This is a genomic window from Aldersonia sp. NBC_00410, assembly GCF_026342035.1.
GTDB lineage: Bacteria > Actinomycetota > Actinomycetes > Mycobacteriales > Mycobacteriaceae > Aldersonia.
On record NZ_JAPENM010000001.1, the window covers coordinates 766,324 to 788,042 of the forward strand.

Annotated in this window: 25 protein-coding genes and 1 pseudogene; 17 read left to right on the forward strand and 9 right to left on the reverse strand. The window is 68.4% G+C overall.

The window, feature by feature from the left end:
* The first annotated feature begins 71 nt into the window (after positions 1 to 71).
* Positions 72 to 1,619, forward strand: coding sequence for an MBL fold metallo-hydrolase (locus tag OG921_RS03575; RefSeq protein ID WP_266110950.1), 1,548 nt, complete (start codon positions 72 to 74; stop codon positions 1,617 to 1,619).
* A 4-nt stretch (positions 1,620 to 1,623) separates the two neighbouring features.
* Here OG921_RS03575 and OG921_RS03580 read toward each other — a convergent pair whose 3' ends face one another.
* Positions 1,624 to 2,598 carry a neutral zinc metallopeptidase gene (locus OG921_RS03580; protein ID WP_266110951.1) on the reverse strand — a complete coding sequence of 325 codons (975 nt, stop codon included), beginning with the start codon at positions 2,596 to 2,598 and terminating at the stop codon, positions 1,624 to 1,626.
* 180 nt (positions 2,599 to 2,778) lie between these two features.
* Between OG921_RS03580 and OG921_RS03585 the strand changes: the two genes are divergently transcribed.
* The 6 genes from OG921_RS03585 to OG921_RS03610 are packed head-to-tail and all read left to right on the forward strand — an operon-like array spanning position 2,779 to position 6,858.
* Positions 2,779 to 3,963 carry a hypothetical protein gene (locus OG921_RS03585; RefSeq protein ID WP_266110952.1) on the forward strand — a complete coding sequence of 395 codons (1,185 nt, stop codon included), beginning with the start codon at positions 2,779 to 2,781 and terminating at the stop codon, positions 3,961 to 3,963.
* Positions 3,960 to 4,706: an ESX secretion-associated protein EspG gene (locus OG921_RS03590; RefSeq protein ID WP_266110953.1), complete on the forward strand. Its 747-nt coding sequence runs from the start codon at positions 3,960 to 3,962 to the stop codon at positions 4,704 to 4,706. Before OG921_RS03585 ends, OG921_RS03590 begins: the two co-directional genes overlap by 4 nt.
* Complete coding sequence (locus OG921_RS03595; RefSeq protein ID WP_266110954.1) at positions 4,703 to 5,230, forward strand: hypothetical protein; 528 nt, start codon at positions 4,703 to 4,705, stop codon at positions 5,228 to 5,230. The genes OG921_RS03590 and OG921_RS03595 overlap by 4 nt, the downstream gene beginning before the upstream one ends.
* Positions 5,227 to 5,775 (forward strand): DUF3558 family protein, encoded by a 549-nt coding sequence (locus OG921_RS03600; RefSeq protein WP_266110955.1) that lies wholly within the window; start codon positions 5,227 to 5,229, stop codon positions 5,773 to 5,775. Before OG921_RS03595 ends, OG921_RS03600 begins: the two co-directional genes overlap by 4 nt.
* 10 nt (positions 5,776 to 5,785) lie before the next feature.
* On the forward strand, positions 5,786 to 6,301 hold the full coding sequence (locus OG921_RS03605; protein WP_266110956.1) for a hypothetical protein: 516 nt from the start codon (positions 5,786 to 5,788) through the stop codon (positions 6,299 to 6,301).
* The gene (locus OG921_RS03610) at positions 6,298 to 6,858 is read left to right on the forward strand and encodes a DUF3558 family protein (RefSeq protein WP_266110958.1); all 561 of its coding nucleotides are present in this window, start codon (positions 6,298 to 6,300) and stop codon (positions 6,856 to 6,858) included. Before OG921_RS03605 ends, OG921_RS03610 begins: the two co-directional genes overlap by 4 nt.
* Here OG921_RS03610 and OG921_RS03615 read toward each other — a convergent pair.
* From OG921_RS03615 to OG921_RS03635, 5 genes are all read right to left on the reverse strand, one after another.
* A complete protein-coding gene (locus OG921_RS03615) occupies positions 6,855 to 7,766 on the reverse strand; it encodes a DMT family transporter (RefSeq protein ID WP_266110960.1) in 912 nt (303 codons plus the stop codon). The genes OG921_RS03610 and OG921_RS03615 overlap by 4 nt on opposite strands.
* A gap of 4 nt (positions 7,767 to 7,770) precedes the next feature.
* Positions 7,771 to 8,796, reverse strand: a complete 1,026-nt coding sequence (locus OG921_RS03620) for a neutral zinc metallopeptidase (RefSeq protein WP_266110961.1) — start codon at positions 8,794 to 8,796, stop codon at positions 7,771 to 7,773.
* A 347-nt stretch (positions 8,797 to 9,143) separates the two neighbouring features.
* The gene (locus OG921_RS03625) at positions 9,144 to 10,367 is read right to left on the reverse strand and encodes an MFS transporter (protein WP_266111057.1); all 1,224 of its coding nucleotides are present in this window, start codon (positions 10,365 to 10,367) and stop codon (positions 9,144 to 9,146) included.
* Between the two features lie 95 nt (positions 10,368 to 10,462).
* Positions 10,463 to 11,725: a serine--tRNA ligase gene (gene serS, locus OG921_RS03630; RefSeq protein WP_266110962.1), complete on the reverse strand. Its 1,263-nt coding sequence runs from the start codon at positions 11,723 to 11,725 to the stop codon at positions 10,463 to 10,465.
* Between the two features lie 44 nt (positions 11,726 to 11,769).
* Positions 11,770 to 12,141: an ankyrin repeat domain-containing protein gene (locus OG921_RS03635; RefSeq protein ID WP_266110964.1), complete on the reverse strand. Its 372-nt coding sequence runs from the start codon at positions 12,139 to 12,141 to the stop codon at positions 11,770 to 11,772.
* 108 nt (positions 12,142 to 12,249) lie between these two features.
* On the opposite strand from OG921_RS03635, the gene OG921_RS03640 reads away from it, so the two are divergent.
* From OG921_RS03640 to OG921_RS03675, 8 genes are all read left to right on the forward strand, one after another.
* Positions 12,250 to 13,431, forward strand: a complete 1,182-nt coding sequence (locus tag OG921_RS03640) for a septum formation family protein (RefSeq protein WP_266110966.1) — start codon at positions 12,250 to 12,252, stop codon at positions 13,429 to 13,431.
* 4 nt (positions 13,432 to 13,435) lie between these two features.
* Complete coding sequence (locus OG921_RS03645; RefSeq protein WP_266110968.1) at positions 13,436 to 13,786, forward strand: metallopeptidase family protein; 351 nt, start codon at positions 13,436 to 13,438, stop codon at positions 13,784 to 13,786.
* Between the two features lie 148 nt (positions 13,787 to 13,934).
* On the forward strand, positions 13,935 to 14,243 hold the full coding sequence (locus OG921_RS03650) for a PE family protein (protein ID WP_266110969.1): 309 nt from the start codon (positions 13,935 to 13,937) through the stop codon (positions 14,241 to 14,243).
* Positions 14,244 to 14,289: 46 nt separating this feature from the next.
* Positions 14,290 to 15,483 (forward strand): PPE domain-containing protein, encoded by a 1,194-nt coding sequence (locus OG921_RS03655; RefSeq protein ID WP_266110970.1) that lies wholly within the window; start codon positions 14,290 to 14,292, stop codon positions 15,481 to 15,483.
* Positions 15,480 to 16,304, forward strand: coding sequence for an ESX secretion-associated protein EspG (locus OG921_RS03660; protein ID WP_266110971.1), 825 nt, complete (start codon positions 15,480 to 15,482; stop codon positions 16,302 to 16,304). The genes OG921_RS03655 and OG921_RS03660 overlap by 4 nt, the downstream gene beginning before the upstream one ends.
* 393 nt (positions 16,305 to 16,697) lie before the next feature.
* On the forward strand, positions 16,698 to 16,883 hold the full coding sequence (locus OG921_RS03665) for a hypothetical protein (protein ID WP_266110972.1): 186 nt from the start codon (positions 16,698 to 16,700) through the stop codon (positions 16,881 to 16,883).
* Positions 16,884 to 16,983: 100 nt separating this feature from the next.
* The gene (locus OG921_RS03670; protein ID WP_266110973.1) at positions 16,984 to 17,316 is read left to right on the forward strand and encodes a helix-turn-helix transcriptional regulator; all 333 of its coding nucleotides are present in this window, start codon (positions 16,984 to 16,986) and stop codon (positions 17,314 to 17,316) included.
* The gene (locus tag OG921_RS03675) at positions 17,316 to 18,002 is read left to right on the forward strand and encodes a cation transporter (protein ID WP_266110974.1); all 687 of its coding nucleotides are present in this window, start codon (positions 17,316 to 17,318) and stop codon (positions 18,000 to 18,002) included. Before OG921_RS03670 ends, OG921_RS03675 begins: the two co-directional genes overlap by 1 nt.
* A 4-nt stretch (positions 18,003 to 18,006) precedes the next feature.
* Here the strand turns inward: OG921_RS03675 and OG921_RS03680 are convergent, their stop codons facing one another.
* The 3 genes from OG921_RS03680 to OG921_RS03690 are packed head-to-tail and all read right to left on the reverse strand — an operon-like array spanning position 18,007 to position 20,305.
* Positions 18,007 to 18,696: a histidine phosphatase family protein gene (locus tag OG921_RS03680; RefSeq protein WP_266110975.1), complete on the reverse strand. Its 690-nt coding sequence runs from the start codon at positions 18,694 to 18,696 to the stop codon at positions 18,007 to 18,009.
* Positions 18,693 to 19,607, reverse strand: a complete 915-nt coding sequence (gene pheA / locus OG921_RS03685; RefSeq protein WP_266110977.1) for a prephenate dehydratase — start codon at positions 19,605 to 19,607, stop codon at positions 18,693 to 18,695. Before pheA ends, OG921_RS03680 begins: the two co-directional genes overlap by 4 nt.
* A gap of 20 nt (positions 19,608 to 19,627) precedes the next feature.
* Positions 19,628 to 20,305 carry a hypothetical protein gene (locus OG921_RS03690; protein WP_266110979.1) on the reverse strand — a complete coding sequence of 226 codons (678 nt, stop codon included), beginning with the start codon at positions 20,303 to 20,305 and terminating at the stop codon, positions 19,628 to 19,630.
* 107 nt (positions 20,306 to 20,412) lie between these two features.
* Between OG921_RS03690 and OG921_RS03695 the strand changes: the two genes are divergently transcribed.
* Complete coding sequence (locus OG921_RS03695) at positions 20,413 to 21,183, forward strand: DUF2470 domain-containing protein (protein ID WP_266110981.1); 771 nt, start codon at positions 20,413 to 20,415, stop codon at positions 21,181 to 21,183.
* Between the two features lie 39 nt (positions 21,184 to 21,222).
* Positions 21,223 to 21,719, forward strand: a pseudogene (locus OG921_RS03700) (ATP-dependent DNA ligase); the annotation flags it as partial.

Below are 21,719 nucleotides of genomic sequence, written 5' to 3' on the forward strand. Positions count from 1 at the left end.
ACGGCCATTTCCGGTGCGACGTAGAGTAGTCCCCTGTTCGGGATGGCAACGGAAAGGAATCCGACAACACCATGCAGGTCACCAGCGTCGGGCACGCCGGATTTCATATCCAGACGGCGGCAGGATCGATTCTGTGCGATCCGTGGGTGAACCCTGCCTATTTCGCCTCATGGTTCCCGTTCCCGGACAACACCTTGCTGAACTGGGACGCGCTCGGCGATTGCGACTACCTTTACGTCTCCCACCTGCACAAAGACCATTTCGATCCGGCGACGCTGGCCGAGCACGTCAACAAGGACGCCACCGTGCTGCTGCCGGACTACCCGGTCCCGGACCTGCGCCGCGAGCTGGAGGCCCTCGGGTTCCACAAGTTCCTGGAGACCGAGGATTCGGTGAAGCACCGGGTCACCAACAAGCTCGGCAGTCTCGACATCATGATCGTCGCGCTGCGCGCACCGGCCGACGGGCCGATTGGCGACTCCGGGTTGGTCGTGTCCGACGGCGAGACCACGTGTTTCAACATGAACGACTCGCGGCCGATGGATATGGACGTCGTACACGACGCGTTCGGCAAGCTCGATATCCATCTGGTCCAGTTCTCGGGCGCGATCTGGTACCCGATGGTCTACGACATCCCCGAGCGCAGCAAAACGGTCTTCGGCAAGCAGAAGCGCCAGCGCGGCATGGACCGGGCACGCAGTTATATCGAGCAGGTGGACGCCACCTGGGTGGTGCCGTCGGCCGGGCCGCCGGTGTTCCTCGACGCGGATCTGCGCTACCTCAACGACGACCGCGGCGACGAGGGCAACATCTTCCCGGACCAGCTCGTGTTCCTGGAGCAGATGAACCTGCACGGCGCCGATAACGGGTTGTTGATGATCCCGGGGTCGGTCGCCGACCTGCGCGGTGGCGAGCTCACGCTCACCCACCCGATCCCGGACGGCGAGGTCAAGGCGATCTTCGCGAACAAGGCCGACTACATCGAGGACATGGCGCGGCGGGCTGCCCCGGTGATCGCGTCCGAGAAGGCGCGGTGGGCACCGGCGGCTGGCGAGCCGCTACTCGGGCCTTTGCGCGACCGGTTCGAGCCGCTGATGCGCCAGAGCGACCTGATCTGCGACGGCATCGGCTATGCGGTGGCCCTCGAGCTGGGATCCGAGACCGTGGTCCTGGACTTCCCTACCCGCACGGTCCGTGCACCGGCACCCGACGACAAGAAGTACCGGTACGGCTTCCGCATCGCCCCCGAACTGGTTCGCACGGTGCTGCGTGACAACGAACCGGACTGGGTCAACAGCATCTTTCTGTCCACCCGCTTCGAGGCCTGGCGCATCGGCGGCTACAACGAATTCCTCTACACGTTCTTCAAATGCCTCACCGACGAGCGGATCGCCTACGCCGACGGCTGGTTCGCCGAGGCCCACGACGACACCGCCTCGATCGAGGTGGCCGGCTGGGAGGTGCAGCGCCGCTGCCCGCACCTCAAGGCGGACCTGACCAAGTTCGGCGTCATCGAGGGCGAGCGGCTCACCTGTAATTTGCACGGCTGGGAATGGGATCTGACGAGCGGACGCTGCCTCACCTCGAAAGGCCACGAGCTGCGCTCACGCAGGCTCTGACCGCTCAGCCGACGGCGTCGGGCTCCGCCGTGTAGGTATTGCAATCGGCGAGCCGGTTCCTGGTGACGCCATGCTCGAACCACGCGCCCACGTTCGCCCGCTGCCCATGGTCGGGCTCGCGGCCGGGCCCGTCCCCTCGGCGGTAGGCGTCGCGTACGGCGAATTCGACAGCGGTCGCACCGAACGTCGCGCCGTAGAAGATCCCGGCCAGGCACTGGGCCTGCAGTTCGAGCCGACGGCTGAGTTCGAGCCCTTCGGGGCTGTGCTCGCCCGCGGCGGTTTCCCTCGCCCGTGACGCGTGACCAATCCCGCTGAGGTACTGCAGATGGTGCCCGTACTCGTGCGCGAGCATGGCCATCGCGGTCGCCGCGGAGAACTCGATGCCGTCCGGCGTGCTCAGATAACTCTCCGGGACCACGGTGATGAGGTCGTTCGCCGAACAGTAGTAGCTGTTGTACGGATCGAGCCTGCTGCCGCCACATGGCGTCGTCTTGCTTTCCAACGTCACCTCGAGCGCGGGTGGACGCCACGGCAGGTTCAGCTGCGCCATGATCGGCCGCCACCGCGCGTCCAGGCAGTTCAGACCGGCCCGAAGAAAGTCCATGACCCCCTTCTCGTACTTCGACCACGGCGGCAGCACGCACCCGCCGTCCGGCATGCCGAGGTCGGCCATCAGCGGATTCGCCGCGGTCGCGGCGACCGGGCGCGGGCCCGCGGGCACCGGCGGCCTGGTTGGAGACATCGGGAGCGATGGCGTGGTCACCGAATCGTCGGTCGCCGCATACGACTCTTCAACGGTGACAACTGGATTGGGGTCGGTGCGTCCGACCGCTGCCCGTGACCGCGAAGCGTCGAGCGCGACCCTCGTCAGCACCACCAGCGCAGCCAGGACAACGACGAGCGCGAGCGTGAGCCCGGCGATCGCCCATTTGCGACGCGGTGCGTGCGGCGGCGCGTGGCCGCCCGACGGCGCGTTCATGCCGGTACTCCCCCCGAAGTGTTCTCCCCCGAACCGGAGCGACTTTACCGTCGCAGGTCGGAACGCTTCGCATGCGCCGGGTAGTATTCGCCTGCCCCGATGTGGTCTCGCACGACGCATCACCGGGCGGGGGGGTATGACGGCTACCGCTGCGGCGGTCGATGATCCGGGGGGATCGTAATGAGTACATCGGGTGGCGGTCCCGATCCGCAGTACGTCCACGCGCTGGCCGTGGACGGGTGGAGTCTGGGCAAGATCGTCGGGCTCGTACAGCCCATGTCGGCAGCGGGGCCGGGCGGTCTGGACGCCGGATGGGCAGCGTTGGCCAAGGACATCCATGCGGAGATCACACAGTTCTCCACAACCTCGGCAACGAAGCTCGGGGAGACCTGGCAGAGCAAGGCCGGGACGCTCGCCACGGGGGCGTTGACCAAGGAATACGCGCCGACTGCGGACCAGGGCGCGGGCGCCTTCCAAGAGGTCGCGCGGACGTTGACCGAACTTGCCGGTGCGGTAAGTGCTGTCCAACAAGGGGTTCCGGAGAAGATCGACAAGGGCTTCTGGGACAAGGTGTCGCCCTGGGACACCGATACCGAGGACGAGTACTACCGGCGCCAGGGTGAGGCCCGCGCCGCACTGACCAGTTACAACACGAACCTGGTCACCACCGACGGCACGGTGCCGGGGTTTACGGCGCCGGGCTCGTTGTCGCCCACCCCCGGCAAGCCGGTCATCAGCGGTGCCGGGGGCGATGGGAACAATGGCAACGACGGCACGACCAACTCCCGCACGCCGAGCAACAGCGACGGTAACCGCGGAACGGATGTGCCCGGTACCGACGACCCGACCGACACATCCGGGGATCCCACCGCGGCGGACACCGCGGACACCTCGGACACAACCGATCCGTCGTCACTGACCGACCCTTCCGCAACGAGCCCCGCTTCGGCGGACGCGACCAGCCCGGCGAGCGCCGACGGTTCCTCGCGTACGGGTACCGGAGTCGGATCCGGTTCGGGCGCAGGCAGTTCCGGTGGATCCGCATCGGGCGGCGTCGGCTCGCACACGGGCACAGGCGGTGTCGGTGGTGCCGCGATCGGTGGCAAACTCGCGGCGCCGTCGGCGGGAAGTCCGAGCGGTGCGGGTCTGTCCGGCGGACGCGGCGGTGGCGCAATCGGTGCCGCAGCAGGTGTCGGTCGTGCCGGTGCGGCAGGCATGGGTGGAATGGCCGGCGGGCACGGTGCCCGCGGCAAGGGTGACGAGGACAAGGAGCACCGCTCGCCGGGCTACCTCGTGACCGTCGACAACGGCAAAGAGCTGATCGGTGAGATGCCGAAGATCGCGCCCCCGGTGATCGGCGCATGATCAACTGGAAAATGGGGGCCGCCCAGTTCGGCGCGCTCTGGTACGGCACCGGCCTGGATCGCTATCCGTTCCCGTTCGACATCGTCTCCGGGTTCACCTGGCGCGACGATGCCGAACGATTCGAGCAGCAGGTGCGTGACGCGTTCGCCGGTTCGGAGCACGAGCGGATGCGGGCCGCCGTCAGCGTGCTCGCCAACCCCGAGGTGCATGTCGCGGTGTCGGGCCGTACCGCTGCGAATGCGCGGATCCGCGTGATCGGCGCGCAGGCGCAGCGATACGCGGCGATCGCGGTGCAGCAGCCCGGACCCGACGACGAACAAGGCGGCGACGTCACGCTCGGCTTCGGGCCGGCGGGCCGACTCGCCGGCCAGATCGTCGGCGTGCTGCCACCCAATGCCGGCGGAACCAGCGAATTCAAAGGCCCCACCGAACCTGCCGAAGACTCCCCGCGCGGATTCACCACGACCGTCGCCGTCTCCCGCCGGGCTGCTCGCCTCGAGCAGGTGCTCGCAACCCGGCATGCCGGAGATGGCACGATCCGGGTGTGGTCGGGCCCGCGGTACGGGCGGCAGTCCGAGACGGGCCAGGTGCGCTGGATCGACATCGCCGGCGACGGTCGGTACGTGATCGGGCCGCGTGATCGCACCCGCGCGGCGCCGGCCGACCCGCAGCGCCTCAGCCAGATCGTCGACGGGCTGCTCGAGCGGGCCTCGGAAGAGTTGAAGGAGGGACAATCGCGATGAGCACTCCCGGCAATGTCGATGACTATCTGACCTCGCTGACCACCTCGGCTCCGTCCACCACGACCACGCTCGAAGGTTTGCTCTCGGCCGGCACCGCGACGCCGCCGGTCGCACCCGCGCCGGCGTTGAAGCGCACCATCGACCAGTACATCGAGTCGGGGCAGGACCTGACGATGGATCCGGACGGGCTGCAGGAGGTTATTGCGAACTGTGAGAAGCACATTAGGGCCCTCAGCGATCTGCAGCAGCGAGCACGTGACGAGTTGTATGTGGAGTCGCTCGGAATCGGCGAGAACGGCTTCGAGCCAGCCAAGCAGCTCCTCACGAAATACCAGCACAAGGCGCGCGGCGGCGGCAGCATCCCCGAACAGAGCTCTGCCGTCGGCTACATCGCGTCCCTGATCACCTGGGTGACCGACTTCCGCGACGCGTTGCAATCCGCCCGCAACGCCTATCTCGCCACCGACGCAGCGACCGACGGCAAACTCGGCTCGATCGCGATCGCGATCGCGATCGACCAGTGAAGCGCATCGCGAGCGTCGTAAGCATTCTCGCTGGTATCGCTGCGCTCGCCGCCGGCTGTTCCGGCGAGACGGACAACGCCGCCAGCCCAGCTACTACCGTCACCACCGTCGCGGTGAGCCTGGACCCCTGTGAGCCCTTTGCCACCGCATTGGCCGCTGGCGGATACGACACGCCTCGACGACGCCCGGACCGTACGACCCCGTATCCCGAACTGAGCTGCGGATTCGCGCACGACAACCCGGGCTACTCCGCCGGGATCTACGTGATGGGCAAACCGTACGAGGACGTGGTCGCCGACGATCGGTTGGTGGAACGCGAGCCGCGCACCGTTGCCGGACACGACGTCTCGATCGGAGATGCTTCCGCAGTCTCGGACATGTGCATCATCAGCATCGACATTCCCCCCGGCACTCTCCAGATCCGAGTGGGATACGTCCCGCCGCCAATAACTCAGCCCGACGCCCTGACCACCATCGACCAAGCCTGCGCCGAAGCCGAGAAGGTGCTCGACATCATCACCCCCGTCCTCCCGGACCAGTTGTGACAGGCGCGCGATGAGCACTCCCGGCACTGTCGATGACTATCTGACCTCGCTGACCACCTCGGCACCGTCCACCCCGACCACCCTCGAGGGTCTGCTCTCGGCCGGCACCGCGACGCCGCCGGTCGCTCCTGCGCCGGCGTTGAAGCGAACCATCGACCAGTACATCGAGTCGGGGCAGGACCTGACGATGGACCCGGACGGGTTGCAGGAGGTTATTGCCAACTGCGACAAGCACATTGACGCGCTCCGCGTGTTACAGCAGCGGGCACACAATGAGCTGTGGGTCGACTCGCTCGGAATCGGCGAGAACGGCTTCGAGCCAGCCCAGCAGCTCCTCACGAAATACCAGCACAAGGCACGCGGCGGAGGCAGCATCCCCGAGCAGAGCTCCGCCGTCGGCTACATTCGAGCGCTGATCACCTGGGTCACCGATTTTCGCGACGCCCTGCAAGCGGCGCGCAACGCGTACCTCGCCACCGACGCGGCAACCGCCACCACTCTTGGGAACGTAGAGGCCGACACGTGAAGCAATCCGCAGCGCCGGCGATCCGAGCTGTCATTGCCATCGGCGCGCTAGCCGTAGTCGCCTCAGGGTGCTCCGATGACGGTGACACCGCCACGGCCTCGATCACAACCGCCACCACCGTTCCAGTGAGTGTGGACCCCTGCGAACAATTCACGGCCGCCATGGCAGGCAGCGAATACACCTCGCCGGAACGCCATGACGGCACTTCACCAACCCCTGAACTGGTTTGCTACTTCGTCCACCACGACCCAAACCATTCGCCAAGCATTCACGTCGTCGGCAAGCCATACGATGCGGTCGTGGCCGACAAGCGGCTCGTCGAGCGCGAACATCGCACCGTCGCCGGACGCGACGTCTCGATCGGAGACGCGTCCGAAGCCACGAACCTTTGCATCATCAGCATCGACATCCCGCCGGGCACGTTGCAGATCCGCGTCGGTTACACCCCGCCGGCCATGGGTCCACTTCCCGGCGATATCACCACCATCGACCAAGCCTGCGCCGAAGCCGAAAGAGTCCTCGACATCATCACCCCGGTCCTCCCCGACCACCTCTAACGCGACCGAGCCGCCAGCGCAACGGCGAAAACCGTGAGCACGCAGGCCACCACGGCGGTGGCGGACAACCCCGCGCCAGTCGGGGTCACGGCGTCGAGCGCGACGGCGCCCACCAACTGGCCGGCGACCGATGCCAGACCGAGCAGCAGCACCCCGATCCAGCGGACCGCCAGCACGCCCGCCGCGATGAGCACTACGCCGAGCGCGCCACCGAGGTAGAGCCACGGCGTGCTGGGCCAGTCGCCCGGCACCCCGCGCAACGCCACGACCACGCCCGTGACCAGTACCAATGCGGCTGTACCTGCGGCGAAGTTGACCCACGCGGCGACGATGGGGCCGCCGACCGTCCCGACCCTTCCGTTGACCGCCTGCTGCCAGGCCAGGCTGCCACCGGCAATTGCCGCGAGCACCGCCATCCACAGCGAGCCCTCGTCGGTCCGCCATTCGCCCACCCCCGCGACCGCCACCGCAGCCACCGCGATCCCCGCCCCCAGCAGCCGAGTCACCGTGATCGGGGTCGCGCCCGAGGGCGCCAGCCCACTCCGATCCACCCACAGACTGCCCAGCACCTGCCCGCCGACGACTGCGACGGTGAATGCTGCGACGCCGAGCGACGCCACCGTCAGGCCCTGGCAGGTGACCAGCCCTGCACCGCACAATCCGCCGGCGAGTTGCCAGCGCGGCAGGCTGTGGTCACGGACCGCGCCGCGCACCGCACTCATTCGCTTTCGCAGCGATGGCACCGAAACCACTGCGGCGCAGAGCAGCGCCAATCCGCCGGCAAAACTGACCAGCGCCGCCAGTACTGCGCTGCCGAGTCGATCGCCCAGTTCACCGTTGACGCGGGCCTGCGTCGCGACGAGCACGCCAACCAGAAAGGCCAGCGCGAGGCCGGCACGCCGACGCACCGGCTCAGCTCACCGCGTTCGGCAGCGCCACCCACGTGTTGCAGACGTCGAGCGAATTGCGTTGCAGCCCTTTGGTGAACCAGTCGCCCCAACTCTGCGGGGTGCCGTGCGACTGCGCGCCACCCGGCTGGTCCCCCCGGGTGTAATTGTCCTGCTGGGCCAGCGCCACACTCGGCGGATCGAATGTGACGCCAAAAAACATCCCGGATAGGCACTGCGCCTGCAGCTCTGCGCGGCGCGAAAGCTCAAGTCCCTCCGGTGTCCCCCGCCCGGCCGCGTTCATCTGCTCCACCGACGCCGCCAGCGTGCCGCTGAGTCGTTGCAGGTGATGGCCATACTCGTGCGCCAGCATGCCCATCGCCGCGGCCGGCACCCCACGCGCACCGGTGGTCGTGTTCCGGTAGCTGGCCGGCACCAGATAGATGGTGCCGTCACAGTAGAAGCTGCTCTGGGCAGGTACCGCGCTGCACTGGCCGCCGGTGACGGTCTCGGTGACCACCACGGAGGCGGGTGCGAACGGCAGCTTCAATCGCTCCAGGATCGGGCGCCACGCCGTGTCCAGACAGCCGAGTGCGGCTTGCAGGAACGTCGTCTCCGCAGCCGCGTCCTCCCCCCAGCCGGGTAGCTTGCACGCCTGCCGGGAGAGCGAAACACCCACGGTGGTAAGCGGATTGGCTGCCGTTGCGTTCACGGGCTGGGCCGCGCCGGGAACGATTGGCAGCAAGCCGGACACCGCGCTCGCGCGCGTGGAACTACTCAGCGGCACGACCGTCGGCGGTACCGGAACGGGCGCTGGGGGGATGTCCTCCGCGGTGAGCGGGACCCCGGTCTCCGGGAAATCCGCCCCGGCCGTCGACGGTGTCATCGAGCCCGTTGCCGTCGACAGCGCATCCGACGAGTCCGAACCGCCCGCAAAACGCACGGCAATCACCACCGCCGCACCAGCGACCGCGAGCACTGCGATCACGACCCACAGCACCAGCAGGCGGCGCTCGCCGGGGCTCATGCCCCCGCTGGTCGGACTCGTCACATCGCGGCTTTCCGGTCGATTCGACACTTTCGTAACGAATGTATCGGGCGGACCCGCGATGATCTGGCGGTTCGCACAGCAGTGTCGCTCGTCACGTGTTCAGGAAGCTGTGCCGAGTTCAACCCCGCAAACCTTTGCCGTCTCCGCGCAGCCTCGCTAGCGTTGGTGCAGTACTGATGTGTGCAACGAGGCACGCTCTACCAGCCTCGACCCAGGAGTACGAATCCCATTGATTACTTCCGTACGTAAATTCGCGCAGGCCTTCGACCGGCTCACCCTCGTGACGCTGAACGCCCCGCGCTGGGACGCGTCGAACCGTCGCTACGTCCAGCGCTGACCCACCCCCGCTACCCGGGCAGCCGATCTTCGGTTGCCCGGGTAGTGCCGTCTTCGGCGACGATCGCCCGGGCACGCGGTAGCCAGCGCAGCGCGAGGAAGCCGGACAGCAGCACCGGAGTGGCGAGCAGTGCCAGCGTCGCGGAGATGGGCAGGACCGCCGTCAGCACCGCGACAGCTGCGAAGATCGCCAGCGACACCAGCTCGGACAACAGCCCGGCCGCCGAGGTGACCGTGGCGCGGGCGGGGCCGGTGATCGCGTCCTGCAGTCGCGCCTCGGTCACCACCGTGGCGTTCATGACGATGCCGTAGCCGACGCCGATCGCGGCGAAACCGGCCGCCCCGAACAGACCGGGACCCCCGATCAGCGCCCCGACGGCGAGTGCGAGGCCGGCGACGATCAACGCGGCGGCCATCGCGCGCGCCCGCATCCCCGAGGTCCGCGCGGCCAGGGTGCTGCCGATCAGGGAGCCGGCGACGGTCAGTCCGACCAGCAGCGGCACGGTTCCGGTCGCCGCGCCCGCATCGTGGGCGAGCAGTCCGAAATACTCGTCGATCGCGGTCAGGCCGTAGAGCAACGCGGCGAGCAGCACCCCGCGCCGCACCACGCCATGGCGCATCGCCTCGCCGACGCCGCTGCGCAGCATGGCCAGATAGCCCGCCAGCGGTGTGCGGCGCGCAGTCAGCGGCTCGGCGACCTTGGGCGCAGCTGGGAGCGTGGACGCCAATGCCACCTGCACGAGGGCGGCGGCCACGCTGCTCCACCCAACCAGCGCGTAACCGCCCCAATCGAACAACGGCGCCGCCGCCAGGATCGCCAGCAGCGCGGACAACTCCGCGGCAGCCGTCGCGTAGCCCAATATGCGGGCGTAGTCGCCCGCCGCGCCGCGGGCGTCGAGTTCGTCGTAGAGCAACGCCTCGAACGTGCCGGACTGCAGCGCGCCACCGACACCCCACAGCAGGAATCCCGCGGCGAAACCGATGAAGCCGGGAAAGATCGACCAGCATGCGAATCCGACCGCGGTCAGCACCCCGGCCATCACGAGCAGCAGCCGCCGCGACACGAGGTCGGCCCACGCCCCGGACGGGACCTCCAGCACGAACGCGGTGAGCGACCAGACGGCGAGCAGGGCGGAAATCTGCGCCGTGTTCAGGCCATGGTCGGCGAACAGCAGCGCGTACAGCGCGTAGAACGGAATGAACTCACCGGCGCCTCGATAGGCGACGGCACGCAGCGCAAGGGATCGATCGGAATCGGTTCAATTCGGGGCGCGGGCGAACATGGCTCAACTCTGCGACCCACGCGCAGCCGCGTCAAGCGAATTTCGCGCTAGTTCGGCGGGCGCAGCACGTCGGTCCCGACGAGCGGCGCCAACGCGGCGGGCACCCGCACCGAACCGTCGGCCTGCTGGTGGTTCTCCAGGATCGCAACCAGCCATCGGGTGGTCGCCAGCGTGCCGTTCAACGTCGCGGCCATCTGCGGCTTGCCGTTCTCGTCGCGGTACCGGATGGCCAATCGCCGCGCCTGGAACGTGGTGCAGTTCGAGGTGGACGTCAGCTCGCGGTAGCGCTCCTGTGTTGGCACCCACGCCTCGCAGTCGAACTTGCGCACCGCCGACGAGCCCAGGTCACCGGCCGCGATGTCGATCACCCGGTAGGGCACCTCGATCGCCGTGAGCATTTCCCGCTCCCAATCGAGCAGCCGCCGATGTTCTGCGTCGGCGTCCTCCGGACGGCAGTAGACGAACATCTCGACCTTGTCGAACTGATGCACGCGGATGATGCCGCGGGTGTCCTTGCCGTAGCTGCCCGCCTCGCGCCGGAAGCACGACGACCAGCCGGCATAGCGACGCGGCCCCTTGCTCAGATCGAGGATTTCCCCGGAGTGGTAGCCGGCCAGCGGTACCTCGGACGTGCCCACCAGGTACAGGTCCTCGTCGGCGAGCTTGTACACCTCGTCGGCGTGCGCGCCGAGGAACCCGGTCCCGGCCATCACCTCCGGCCGCACCAGCACCGGCGGGATCATCATCTGAAACCCGTTCGCCATCGCCTTCTGCGCAGCGAGCTGCAGCATCGCCAGTTGCAGCATCGCGCCGTAGCCGGTGAGGAAGTAGAACCGGGCGCCGGCGACCTTCGCGCCGCGTTCCATGTCGATCAAGCCGAGCGACTCGCCGAGTGCAAGATGGTCCTTCGGCTCGAAGTCGAAGGTCCGTGGCTCGCCGACGGTGTCGAGCAGCCGGAAGTCGTCCTCGCCGCCGGGCGGCACCTCGGGCGCAATCACGTTGGAGATCGCCCGGTGCGCGGCGTCCAGCGCTGCGTCGGAGCTGTGCTGCAGCGCCTCGGCTTCCTTCACCTTCGCCGCGAGTTCCTGCGCCTGGGCGAGCAGTGCGGGGCGGTCCTCGGCGGACGCCTTGCCGACCTGTTTGCCGAGCGCCTTGTGCTCGGCCCGCAGCCCATCGGCGGTCGCGACCGCGGAGCGGCGCGTCACATCGGCGTCGAGCAGGACATCGACCAGCGCGGGATCCTCGCCGCGCGCGGTCTGCGATGCACGCACCACATCGGGCTGGTCACGCAGAAACTTGAGGTCGATCACGCTTGAAAACCCTACTTGGTGCGCCGAGTCGGCCGGTCGACGCCTCACCCGGCGGGGAAGTACTCCTCGCGGCCGAACATCCGCGCGGTGTCCAGTGCATTCGGCTTGCCCGCGGCGGGATCCGCGCCCGCCTCGATCAGCACGGCGACGATCTCGTCCTCGCCCTTGAAGACCGCGCCTGCCAACGGGGTCTGTCCGCGATCGTTGACGCGATCGACATCGGCATCCCGGCCCACCAGCAAACGGACCACTTCGGCGTGCCCGTGATAGGCGCCGAGCATGAGCAGCGTGTCGCCCTTCTCGTTGGACAGGTTCACCGGCACACCGGCGTCGAGGTAGGCCTCGAGGGTGGTCGCGTCGCCCTCCCTCGCCATCGTGAAAAGGCGACCCGCGAGTTCGTGCACGTCTTCGCTCATCGCGGCCCAAACTACCGACGCCGCCGGGCTCCCGCGTCCCGGTTCCTGCCTCGCGGCTTCCGCGCCCGCGGGGATTGGGCATTATGGACCGCGATGCCCGAGGAAGAAATGCCAACCAAACGCAATCCACTCGCGAAGCTGCGCGCAAGCCTCGCGGGTCTCGGTCCGTCGCGCGACCGGGCCGGATCGGAACCGAACGGAACCGATCCGGCACCCGAGCCGGGCGGCGGACGGAATCCCGAGCCAGCCGGCGAAAGTAGTCACCGCCTGCACTTTTCCGCGTCGACGACCCGTCGCGCGCTCGCCGTGATCGCGTTCGGCGCGGTCGCGGCCGCGGTGGTCACCATCTTCCTGACCGGCGGATTCAGCAACGATTCCAACCTGCAGACCCGCCAGCCGGGGCAGGCCGCGGCCACCGGTGCGGCGGCGGGCGAGGCGTTCGGCACCGCGCGACCCGGTGACTGCCTGACCTGGTCGAAGTCGGATGCCAGCGACCTGAGCAAGGTCGACTGCGGCGGCGAGCATCTGTTCGAGGTCGCCGCGGAGATCGATCTGAGCACGTACCCCGGCGCCGAATTCGGCCCCGGTTCGAAGTTTCCCGGTGTGCTGCGCTTCGCCGAACTGAAGGATCAGCTGTGCACCCCCGCGGTGGAGAACTACCTCGGCGCGAAGTTCGACCCGAGTGGCAAGTTCAGCGTCGGCCTGATCAATCCGGGTGACGCGGGCTGGGCGTCCAACGAGCGCACGCTGCGCTGCGGGCTGCAGTACTCGGGCAGCTCCGGTGCGCTGCGGCCGATCATCGGCACGGTCGCCGAGCAGGACCAATCCGATGTGCTGGAGCCCGGTGTCTGTGTGGGGATCAACCAGAATCTGCCTGCCGATCCGGTGGACTGCCCCCAGCCGCATGCCTTCGAGACCGTCGGGATCGTCGACCTGGCCGCGCAGTTTCCCGCCGGCCCGCCCTCGGTCGAGGACCAGGACAAATTCATCGAGCCCGCCTGTACGCAGGCCTCCACCGCATACCTCGGCTCCCCCGACGCGCTGCGCAACAAGACGTTGACACTGTTCTGGGGACAGTTCGACGCGACGAGCTGGTTGGCCGGCAGTCGCCGGGTGAACTGCTCGGTGGGTAAGGGTGCCGACGTCGGCTTCGCGCCGATCCAGGGTTCGGCCAAGGGCGACATCCTCATCGACGGGCAGCCGCCGGTTCCGCCACCCGCGGTTCCGGACGGTCGATCGGTTCCGACGCCGCTGCCGGGCGCCGCGCCCGCGCCGCTCCCACCGGGCTGACGCCGTGCCGGTCACGATGAGCGACGAGCGCTTCGACGAGCTGGTCGGCGATGCGCTCGATCTCATACCCGAACAGCTGACCCACGCGATCGACAACGTCGTCGTGCTGGTGGAGCCGAACAATCCGGAGGAACCGGGGCTTCTCGGGCTCTATCACGGCATCGCACTCACCGAGCGGGACAGTCACTACGGCGGCTCGCTGCCGGACACGATCACCATCTATCGGGAACCTCTGCTGGCCATCTGCAACAGCGAGGCCGAGGTGGTCGAGGAGGTGGCGATCACGGTGATTCACGAGGTCGCGCACTATTTCGGTATCGAGGAGGAGCGGCTGCACGAGCTCGGCTGGGGCTGAGGCGGAGCCGCGCCGATTTATTTCGCGCGGCACGGAACCTTCGCCGGTCGCACCGCGTCGAACTTGTCGAGGGGATTTTCGGGCGCTGACGCTCCCGACTCCGCGCCGCACGGTCTCGAGACATCCGGTCCCACGAAGGAGTTCGAATATGACTCACGTTCTCGTCGTCCCCGAGATCGTCCTCGCCGCCGCCGCGGAACTCGACCTGCTGGCCGACCGCCTGGCCGGCGTCGCGGCAACCACCGGCCCCGCGACCCACGTGATCCCGTCCGGGACCGAAGAGGTCTCGATCCTGGCTGCCACGCACTTCAACCAGGTCGCGACCCTGCAGGATCAGGCACTCGGCAAGGGCATCCTCGAACTGCGCAACGCCGCCAACACGCTGCGGACCCACGTGGCGCAGTACCTCGGCCAGGACCTGGCCAACGCGGCCACCATCGGCACGATCCCGGTCTGATCGGGACGCCCACCGGCATCGCACCAACCACTACGGGGGAGAACTCATGACTCTGGGCATCACGGGCGTCTTCTGGCTGCCCCGGATGGCGGCGGTCAATTCGACGACGCTCAACGCCGGCGCGCACGCGGTGCCGATCTCGGCGGCAAGCGGGGCCTGGACGGCGATCTCGGCCGCGTACGCCGATGCCACGTTCACAGCGGCCCGAGTCATCGCCGAGCTCGCCGTGGGTATGCAAGGTGTCAACGGTGTCATCGCAGGCGGCAAGCTCGCCGGGTTCGCGGTCTGGGCCGAGCGGTGCGCGGAGAATGCCGCGGTGATGGCCACCAAGACCGGTGCCAACGCCACCGCCTACACCGTCGCCTCGATCGCGATGCCGAGCCTGCCCGAGATCGTCGCGGTCAAGTCCGCGAAGGCTGCCGCATACACCACCGGCGGCGTACTGAACGGCACCGCCGAGGCGGCGGAAGTGGCCGATCGCGCGATGGATATCCGCGCGGCAATCACGATGGAGGCCTACGAGGCCGCGACGACCGCCACGGTCCTCACTCCGAGCATCTTCCCGCCCGCGCCCTCGATCGCATCCGGCGTCGGCCAGGCGCAGTCCGGCGACGACGCCGATCCGCTGCGTGCGCTGGTGGAGGGGGATCCGGTGCGGGCCGCTTCACTCGCCGCCACCGGGCTGCTGCAGAACCCGGGCGTGCAGACCGTCGCCGCCCAGGCCGGACAGATCGCCAGCACCGCGGCCTCCACGACCGCCTCCGCGGCAAGCAACATCGGCAACGCCGCGGTGTCGGCGTTGACCGGCGGCGGCACCGGCGCCGCGGGCGGACCGTTCGCCCCGGTCGGTGGACTCGGCGGGCTCGGCACGGGTGGCGGTGGCGCCGGGGCGACGTCGACCCGCGCTGCGGGCGTCGGCGATATGAACGCCGCACGGCTGTCGCCGGTCGCGCTGCCCGAAGGCTGGGCGGGCGGGCAGGTCGGCGGCACCACGTCGGGCCCGGGCACCGGCATCGCCGGATCGGGCGCCGACGGCGGCCAGCAGACCTACAGCGCGGGTCGCGTCGACCCCGCCGCGGCGCGCACCTCCGGGATGGGTCAGATGATGCCGCGCACCGCGGGTGCCGACGACGAGGGCGAGCACGAAACTCCCGACTACCTGCGCAACATCGAGCACTTCGAGGATGGCCGGATGGTCGTGCCGTCCGTGCTCGGCGCGGATCCCGGAGCGACGCGGTGATCGATCTCGGCACCGGCCACACGCCGTCCTCACTCGAATCGGTCAGGCTGGGCCTGGACGAGATGCAGTGGCTGCTCGAGTCGCTGGAGGACGTCGACCTTCCGGTCGTCCTCGACACGCTCGGCCGCTACGACAATGCCGACGAGCACGATGCGGCGATGAGATTGGCGCGCGAGTCGCTCGATGCCCGCGGGCTGCTCGACGGCGACGCGGTCACCCGCGAACTCGAGGACCGCCTGCAAGTGCTCGGTCGCCCGCACTGGGTGGTGGCACTGCGCCTGTTCACCGGCGAACAGATCTCCCGACTCTGCGTCGCGCGCGGCGCGGACATGTCGGTCCTCGCGCTGCGTGGACCGCAGTCCTACCTGATCAGCGAACTGACCGGCGACCCGGCCGGTCCTGTGGTCGCCGCACTCGGTCCGGCACAACCGCTCGCCTTCGGCGGGCTCAATGCCCCCACCGAGCAGCTCAGCCCGATCTTCGACGACACCGGGGACCCGGACCGGACGAGCAACCACTTGCAGCAACTGGGCGCTCCGGCCAACGACGCCGCCGCAGTCGGCAATGCGATGCTGCACTGTTTCTCGCACGCGGAGATCGTCGGGATCGGGTACGGCGACGGTGTGCGCGAGCAGGCACCCGGCCACCTCGCCGTGTTCGACACCCACCACGGGCGCTTTCTCGCGACCGCGAGCGAAGCGCTCGACGGCACTAAGTGGACAGCCCTTTCCCCGGGCAGTGACACCCGGATCCGGCAGGCGCTGCAGACGCTGATGAACGGCCTACCCGAGGAATCGCCCTTCCCGTACCGCCGGGTCTGAGCAGTCGCACACGGCGAGGAGCTCAGATTTCCGTCGTTCTGAGCGCACTGGTACGCGGGCGGAAGCTGGACATCGGCAACGCTTCGCCGGGAGGGCTGGGCAATGACTTCGGTGTGCTGGGCATGACCTTTGGGCCGATGTACATTCCGCATACCCGAAGAAGGGTACGAAATGGAACACGACGCTTGACGACCTCAATCAGGTCCGCAACGCGGTGGCGCACAGTCACGGAACGAAGATCACCGAGGTCAGACGCAAACATCCGTTGAGTCTGGCAACGTTCAAGAAGTGGAGAAGTTCGCTCCACGGCGCTGTCTATGGCTTCGACAAAGTGGTGGGTGGATACTTGCAGCACCTGACGGGATCAGGTTGGAACGAGGCGGGAGGTGACCAGTGAGTAAGCACAACAACCCGGCACTAGAGCCGGGAGATCGTATCCGGGTGCGCTTTGGTTACCGGCTTGTCGACGGGATCGTGACAAGCGCGCAAGACGGCTTGATCCATGTCGAACTCGACGTCGACGGCACAGACGAACCGGTCACAGGGCTCTACCGGGAGAGCCGGCTAATCGCCATCTAATCCGCTGCGCAGCAACGTCATTCGCTAGCAAGCCGGGCGGTCTTAGTTGACGCGAGGATTCACTCTTCTATGGATACATAACCCGATGTACCGTTGACCCATGCCCCCAACGCTCACGCAGGTCTCGGTGCTCAGCAGATTCGGGCACGCGCTCTCCGACGCGACCCGCACCCAGATCCTGCTGGCGCTGCGCAGCGGGCCGCAGTACCCGGCCGAGTTGGCCGAATTGGCCGGCGTATCGCGCCAGTCGATCTCGAATCATCTTGCCTGCCTTCGTGGTTGCGGGCTCGTCGTTGCGGTTCCCGAGGGCCGGCGGACCCGCTACGAACTCGCGGACGTCAATCTCGCCCGAGCGCTCGACGACTTGCTGCACGTCGTCCTCGCCGTCGACCCTGCGCATTGCGACTCGGCGGCGGCCGACGGTTGCTGCTGATGGCCACTGCCGCAGCACCGTCCGCCGCTCGGCGCGCCGAACTCGGTCGGCGTATTCGGTGGCTCGTCGCCGCGACCATCACCTACAACGTGATCGAGGCGGTCGTCGCACTCGCCGAGGGCGCGCGGGTCTCATCGACGGCGCTCATCGGATTCGGCCTGGACTCGGTGATCGAGATTTCCTCCGCCGCCGCAGTGGCCTGGCAGTTCGCGGCCGCCGATCCCGAGGTCCGAGAGAAGACCGCGCTGCGCATCATCGCGTTCTCCTTCTTCGGGCTCGCCGCGTACGTGAGCTTCGATTCGGTCCGCACCCTCCTGGGCACCACCGAGCCACAGCCCTCGACGGTCGGGATCGCCCTGGCCACAGCGAGCTTGGTGATCATGCCGATACTTTCCCTGGCGCAGCGGCGAACCGGGCGCGAACTCGGTTCGCTCTCGGCGGTCGCCGACTCCAAGCAGACCCTGCTGTGCACCTATCTGTCCGCCGTACTGCTGGCCGGACTACTCGCCAACAGCCTGCTCGGTTGGTCGTGGGCCGATCCCGTGGCCGCGCTGTTCATTGCCGCCATCGCCGTGCGAGAGGGCATCGATGCTTGGCGGGGCGATCCGTGTTGCCCGGCTCCGACCGCCTCGACAACCGCCACTGCCACGCGCGACGATGCCGGCGACGAATGCGACTGCTGCTAGCCGCTCAGCCCATCGGGTCGTCGGGCAGCGGACTGACATCTGCGGACTCGAACGGCGGCTCGAACCGCCCCCACCGCACACAGGTCCAGCCACCACCGACCACCGGTACCAATTCGATGCGCTCGGTGTTGTCGAGATGGTTCTTCGAGGCGAACCCCGACGGCAGCTCCAACAGGCGCGCCGCGGCCAACCGGATCACCGCACCATGGCTGACGACGACGAGGTCGCGACTCGGCGCCGCGCCGGCGTCGTCGCTCGGTACGTCGAGGTACTTCGCGCGTAGGTCACCGAGGATCGGCAGATAGCGGTCGAGCACCTCGTATCCGGTCTCACCACCGGGCGTGCGCGCGCCGAGTTCGCCTGTGTGCCAGCGGTGATAGACATCCTTGAACAGCTCATGGGACGGCTCGTCGTCACGATCTTCGAGCTCACCCACCTGCACCTCGTGCAGGCCGTCGACCGCCTGCGCCGAGACACCGGTGACCGACTCGATATGGGTTGCGGTCTGCCTGGCCCGCAACGCCTGCGAACTCACCAGCGCCAGCGGCGGCATCGCCGCAAGCACCGACCCGACGGTCCGCGCCTGCTGCGCGCCCTTGGGGGTCAGTGCAGCACCGGGCAGGCGGGTGTCGAGGCGACGCGCGACATTCGCCTCGGTCTCACCGTGCCGCACCAGGATCAGTTTCCCGCTCACGTGTCGGCTTCCCCGCTGCGCAGCGCGGCCAACCACTCCGCCGCGTCCGCGTCCGATGGCGGCGGCGAACCGGACGCCGAGTACGCCGGCCACGACCCGAGGAAGCGCACCTGCACCGTGCGGTGCAGCGCCTTGAGCGCTTCCGCGACCGCGGTGTCGTCGATATGCCCGACACAGTCGAGATAGAACCGGTAGGTACCCAGCCCGGTGCGCGTCGGGCGAGACTCGATCCGGGTGAGATCGATCCCGCGAGTGGCGAATTCGTCGAAGGCACGCATCAATGAGCCGGGCTCGTTCGGCAATCCGAGTACGACCGACGTGCGGTCGGCGCCGGTGCGGGCAGGCGCGCGCCGAGGCGGTGTGCACAGCACGAACCGGGTGACCGCATCGGCATGATCGGCGACACCGGACGCGAGTTCGATCAGCCCGAGCCGCTCTGCGGCGAGCGGGGTGGACACACCGGCATCGGCGGCGCCGGCAGCGACATCCTCGGCCGCGGCCGCATTCGACGCCGAGATCACCATCTGCGCGCCGGGCAGTGTGCCCGCAATCCAGCCGCGAACCTGATCGGTGGCAATGGGATACGAGGCGAGCGTACGGACATCGGCCATCGTCGTCCCCGGGCGAGCGACGATGGAGAAGCGCACGTCGAGTTCCGTCTCCGCGACGATCTGCAGCCGCGAACCGGTCGCCAGCGCATCGAGCGTGATCGGGATCGATCCGGTGATCGAACTCTCGATCGGCACCACCGCACCCTCGACATCACCCGAGCGCACGAGCTCGAGCGCCGCGAGTTGGCTCACCGCGACGACGCGCTCCACCTGCCCCTCGAACGCACCGGCAGCCTCGATCGCTGCGAGAGCCATCTCGGTGAATGTCCCCGAGGGACCGAAGTAGGCGATGCGCGGCACTCTACGAGATTACTCAACGGTCAGGACAGCACTACGAGGTCGCGGGCGACGGCGACCGGATCGGTGACTTCGATGCCGACGAGCACGTCGCGCACCGCCTCCGCCGCGGCCGGGTTGAGCCGCGCCAGCGCCCCGACGTCGGGGGTCGCGAACGCGGTGCGCACATCGTCACCGCGCAGTGCCGCCACGGTCGCGGCGATACCGGCGAGCGCTTGGGCTCCGGTCCACGCGCGCGCGACGAACCCGGTGTCGGCGTGCGCGAGGACCGCGAGGAAGTCGGCGATTTCCACACCGGATACCGCGAGATCGATGCCGGGCCGCCGCCCGGCCGACACGACGCGGCGCACCGCTGCCACGTCGACCGGACCGTCGAGGAAGACCACGGCGCGGGCGGGCAGCGCGAGCACTTCGCTCAGCAGGTCCGGCGGGCAGTCGATGTGCACGCTTACGCCCCTGGGCAAGACGAGTTCGCTCTCGTGGTCGTGTTCGTGCAGGTCGACCGCCACGATCACGCTGCCGGGCGCGACGCCGGCGGGTATCGCGGCGAGCGGAATGACGGGCGTGCCGAGCAGTCGCGAATCGTCTGCGTCCCCGCCCGGAACGGGCCCCGGCACGTCGAGCCGCGGCAGGAGCAGTCGGTCGACGAGCGGGCGGGCGTCCGGGCGGTTCGGCACCCCGAGCGTGAGCGGAATCGGCACGCGTCAACGGTAGCGAGCGGCTCGGATTGTTAGGAAACCCTTGCCAGCATCCGGTCTATGTCTTAGCTTAGGTTTACCTAACTGACCCCGGCGTCGAGGGAGACCCGATGACACGCTCGATCGCAACCGATGGACCGACCACTGCCGAGCGCATTCACAGCGCGTGCGCCCGAGCAGAGAGTTCGGTGCTCGCGATCCCCGGCAGCGATCCGGTCCCCACGCAGTTGCATCGCCTGCGGGCCTGCGGCGATGCGGTCATCGCGATCCCGACCGATTCGCCCGCGACCGCGATGGCGTGGCAGTCGAGCCGAACCGGCTTGCCCGCCGTGCTCGAGCTGACCGACGAAGCGCCGCTCGCGCTGCGCGAACCGGTGCGGTCGCTGGTGTGGCTGCGCGGCACCGTCACTGCGGTGAGCAGCCAGGCCGAGCGCGCCCTCGCCGCCGAGGTCGCCGCGGAGCATCCACATCCGTCTCTGCTCGATGTCGGCCACGGCTCGACGCTGCTGCGCCTGACGATCGCGTCCGCCGTCGTCGCCGACACATCCGGTGCCGAATCCGTGCAGCCGGACGCCCTGCGCAGCGCCAACCCGGACCCATTCGCCGAGATGGAGAAGCCGTGGCTGCAGCATCTCGACTGCGACCACCCCGATGTTGTCGAGCGGCTCGCCCGGCGCCTGCCCACCGGAATGCGTCGTGGTCGCGTCCGCCCGCTCGCACTCGACCGGTTCGGCCTGACGCTGCGCGTGGAAACCGCCGACGGCGATCGTGATGTGCGGATGCCGTTCAACGACCCGGTCACCGACTTCACCGAACTCACCAAGGCAATCCGGATTCTGATGGGCTGCCCGTTCCTCAACGGTCTGCGCGCGCGAGGCTGACGCGCGCCGAAACCGGGGTCGCCGCGCTAGTTTGAGCGCATGGCTGCCACCCGCGGGAAGCCCCCATCGGTCGAGCTCGAGGTGGGCGAGCGCACCGTCCGCATCTCGAACCCGGATCGCGTCTACTTCCCCGCTTCCGGGCTGACCAAGCTCGATCTCGTGCAGTACTACCTTTCCGTCGGTGACGGCATCGTCCGGGCTCTGCGCGAACGACCCTGCATGCTGCACCGCTTTCCGGAGGGACTCGCGGGTGAGAAGGTGCACCAGAAGCGGCTGCCGCGCGGCGCGCCCGACTGGGTCGAGACCGTGCGAGTGCATTTCCCGCGCTACAACCGCACGGCCGACGAACTGTGCGTCACCGAACTCGCCAGCGTGATCTGGGCGGTGCAGATGTCCACCGTCGAGTTCCATCCGTGGAACTCGCGCCGGGCCAACACCGAACGCCCCGACGAGTGGCGCATCGACCTCGACCCGATGCCCGACTGCCCGTTCGACCGCGTCCGGCGCGCTGTCTCATGTCGCGCAACGAGGTGCTC

Coding starts and splice junctions, on each gene's coding strand:
- OG921_RS03575 (WP_266110950.1), top strand. CDS start 72: ATGCAGGTCACCAGCGTCGGGCACGCCGGATTTCATATCCAGACGGCG.
- OG921_RS03580 (WP_266110951.1), bottom strand. CDS start 2,598: ATGAACGCGCCGTCGGGCGGCCACGCGCCGCCGCACGCACCGCGTCGC.
- OG921_RS03585 (WP_266110952.1), top strand. CDS start 2,779: ATGAGTACATCGGGTGGCGGTCCCGATCCGCAGTACGTCCACGCGCTG.
- OG921_RS03590 (WP_266110953.1), top strand. CDS start 3,960: ATGATCAACTGGAAAATGGGGGCCGCCCAGTTCGGCGCGCTCTGGTAC.
- OG921_RS03595 (WP_266110954.1), top strand. CDS start 4,703: ATGAGCACTCCCGGCAATGTCGATGACTATCTGACCTCGCTGACCACC.
- OG921_RS03605 (WP_266110956.1), top strand. CDS start 5,786: ATGAGCACTCCCGGCACTGTCGATGACTATCTGACCTCGCTGACCACC.
- OG921_RS03635 (WP_266110964.1), bottom strand. CDS start 12,141: ATGAGCGAAGACGTGCACGAACTCGCGGGTCGCCTTTTCACGATGGCG.
- OG921_RS03640 (WP_266110966.1), top strand. CDS start 12,250: ATGCCAACCAAACGCAATCCACTCGCGAAGCTGCGCGCAAGCCTCGCG.
- OG921_RS03650 (WP_266110969.1), top strand. CDS start 13,935: ATGACTCACGTTCTCGTCGTCCCCGAGATCGTCCTCGCCGCCGCCGCG.
- OG921_RS03655 (WP_266110970.1), top strand. CDS start 14,290: ATGACTCTGGGCATCACGGGCGTCTTCTGGCTGCCCCGGATGGCGGCG.
- OG921_RS03670 (WP_266110973.1), top strand. CDS start 16,984: ATGCCCCCAACGCTCACGCAGGTCTCGGTGCTCAGCAGATTCGGGCAC.
- OG921_RS03675 (WP_266110974.1), top strand. CDS start 17,316: ATGGCCACTGCCGCAGCACCGTCCGCCGCTCGGCGCGCCGAACTCGGT.
- OG921_RS03695 (WP_266110981.1), top strand. CDS start 20,413: ATGACACGCTCGATCGCAACCGATGGACCGACCACTGCCGAGCGCATT.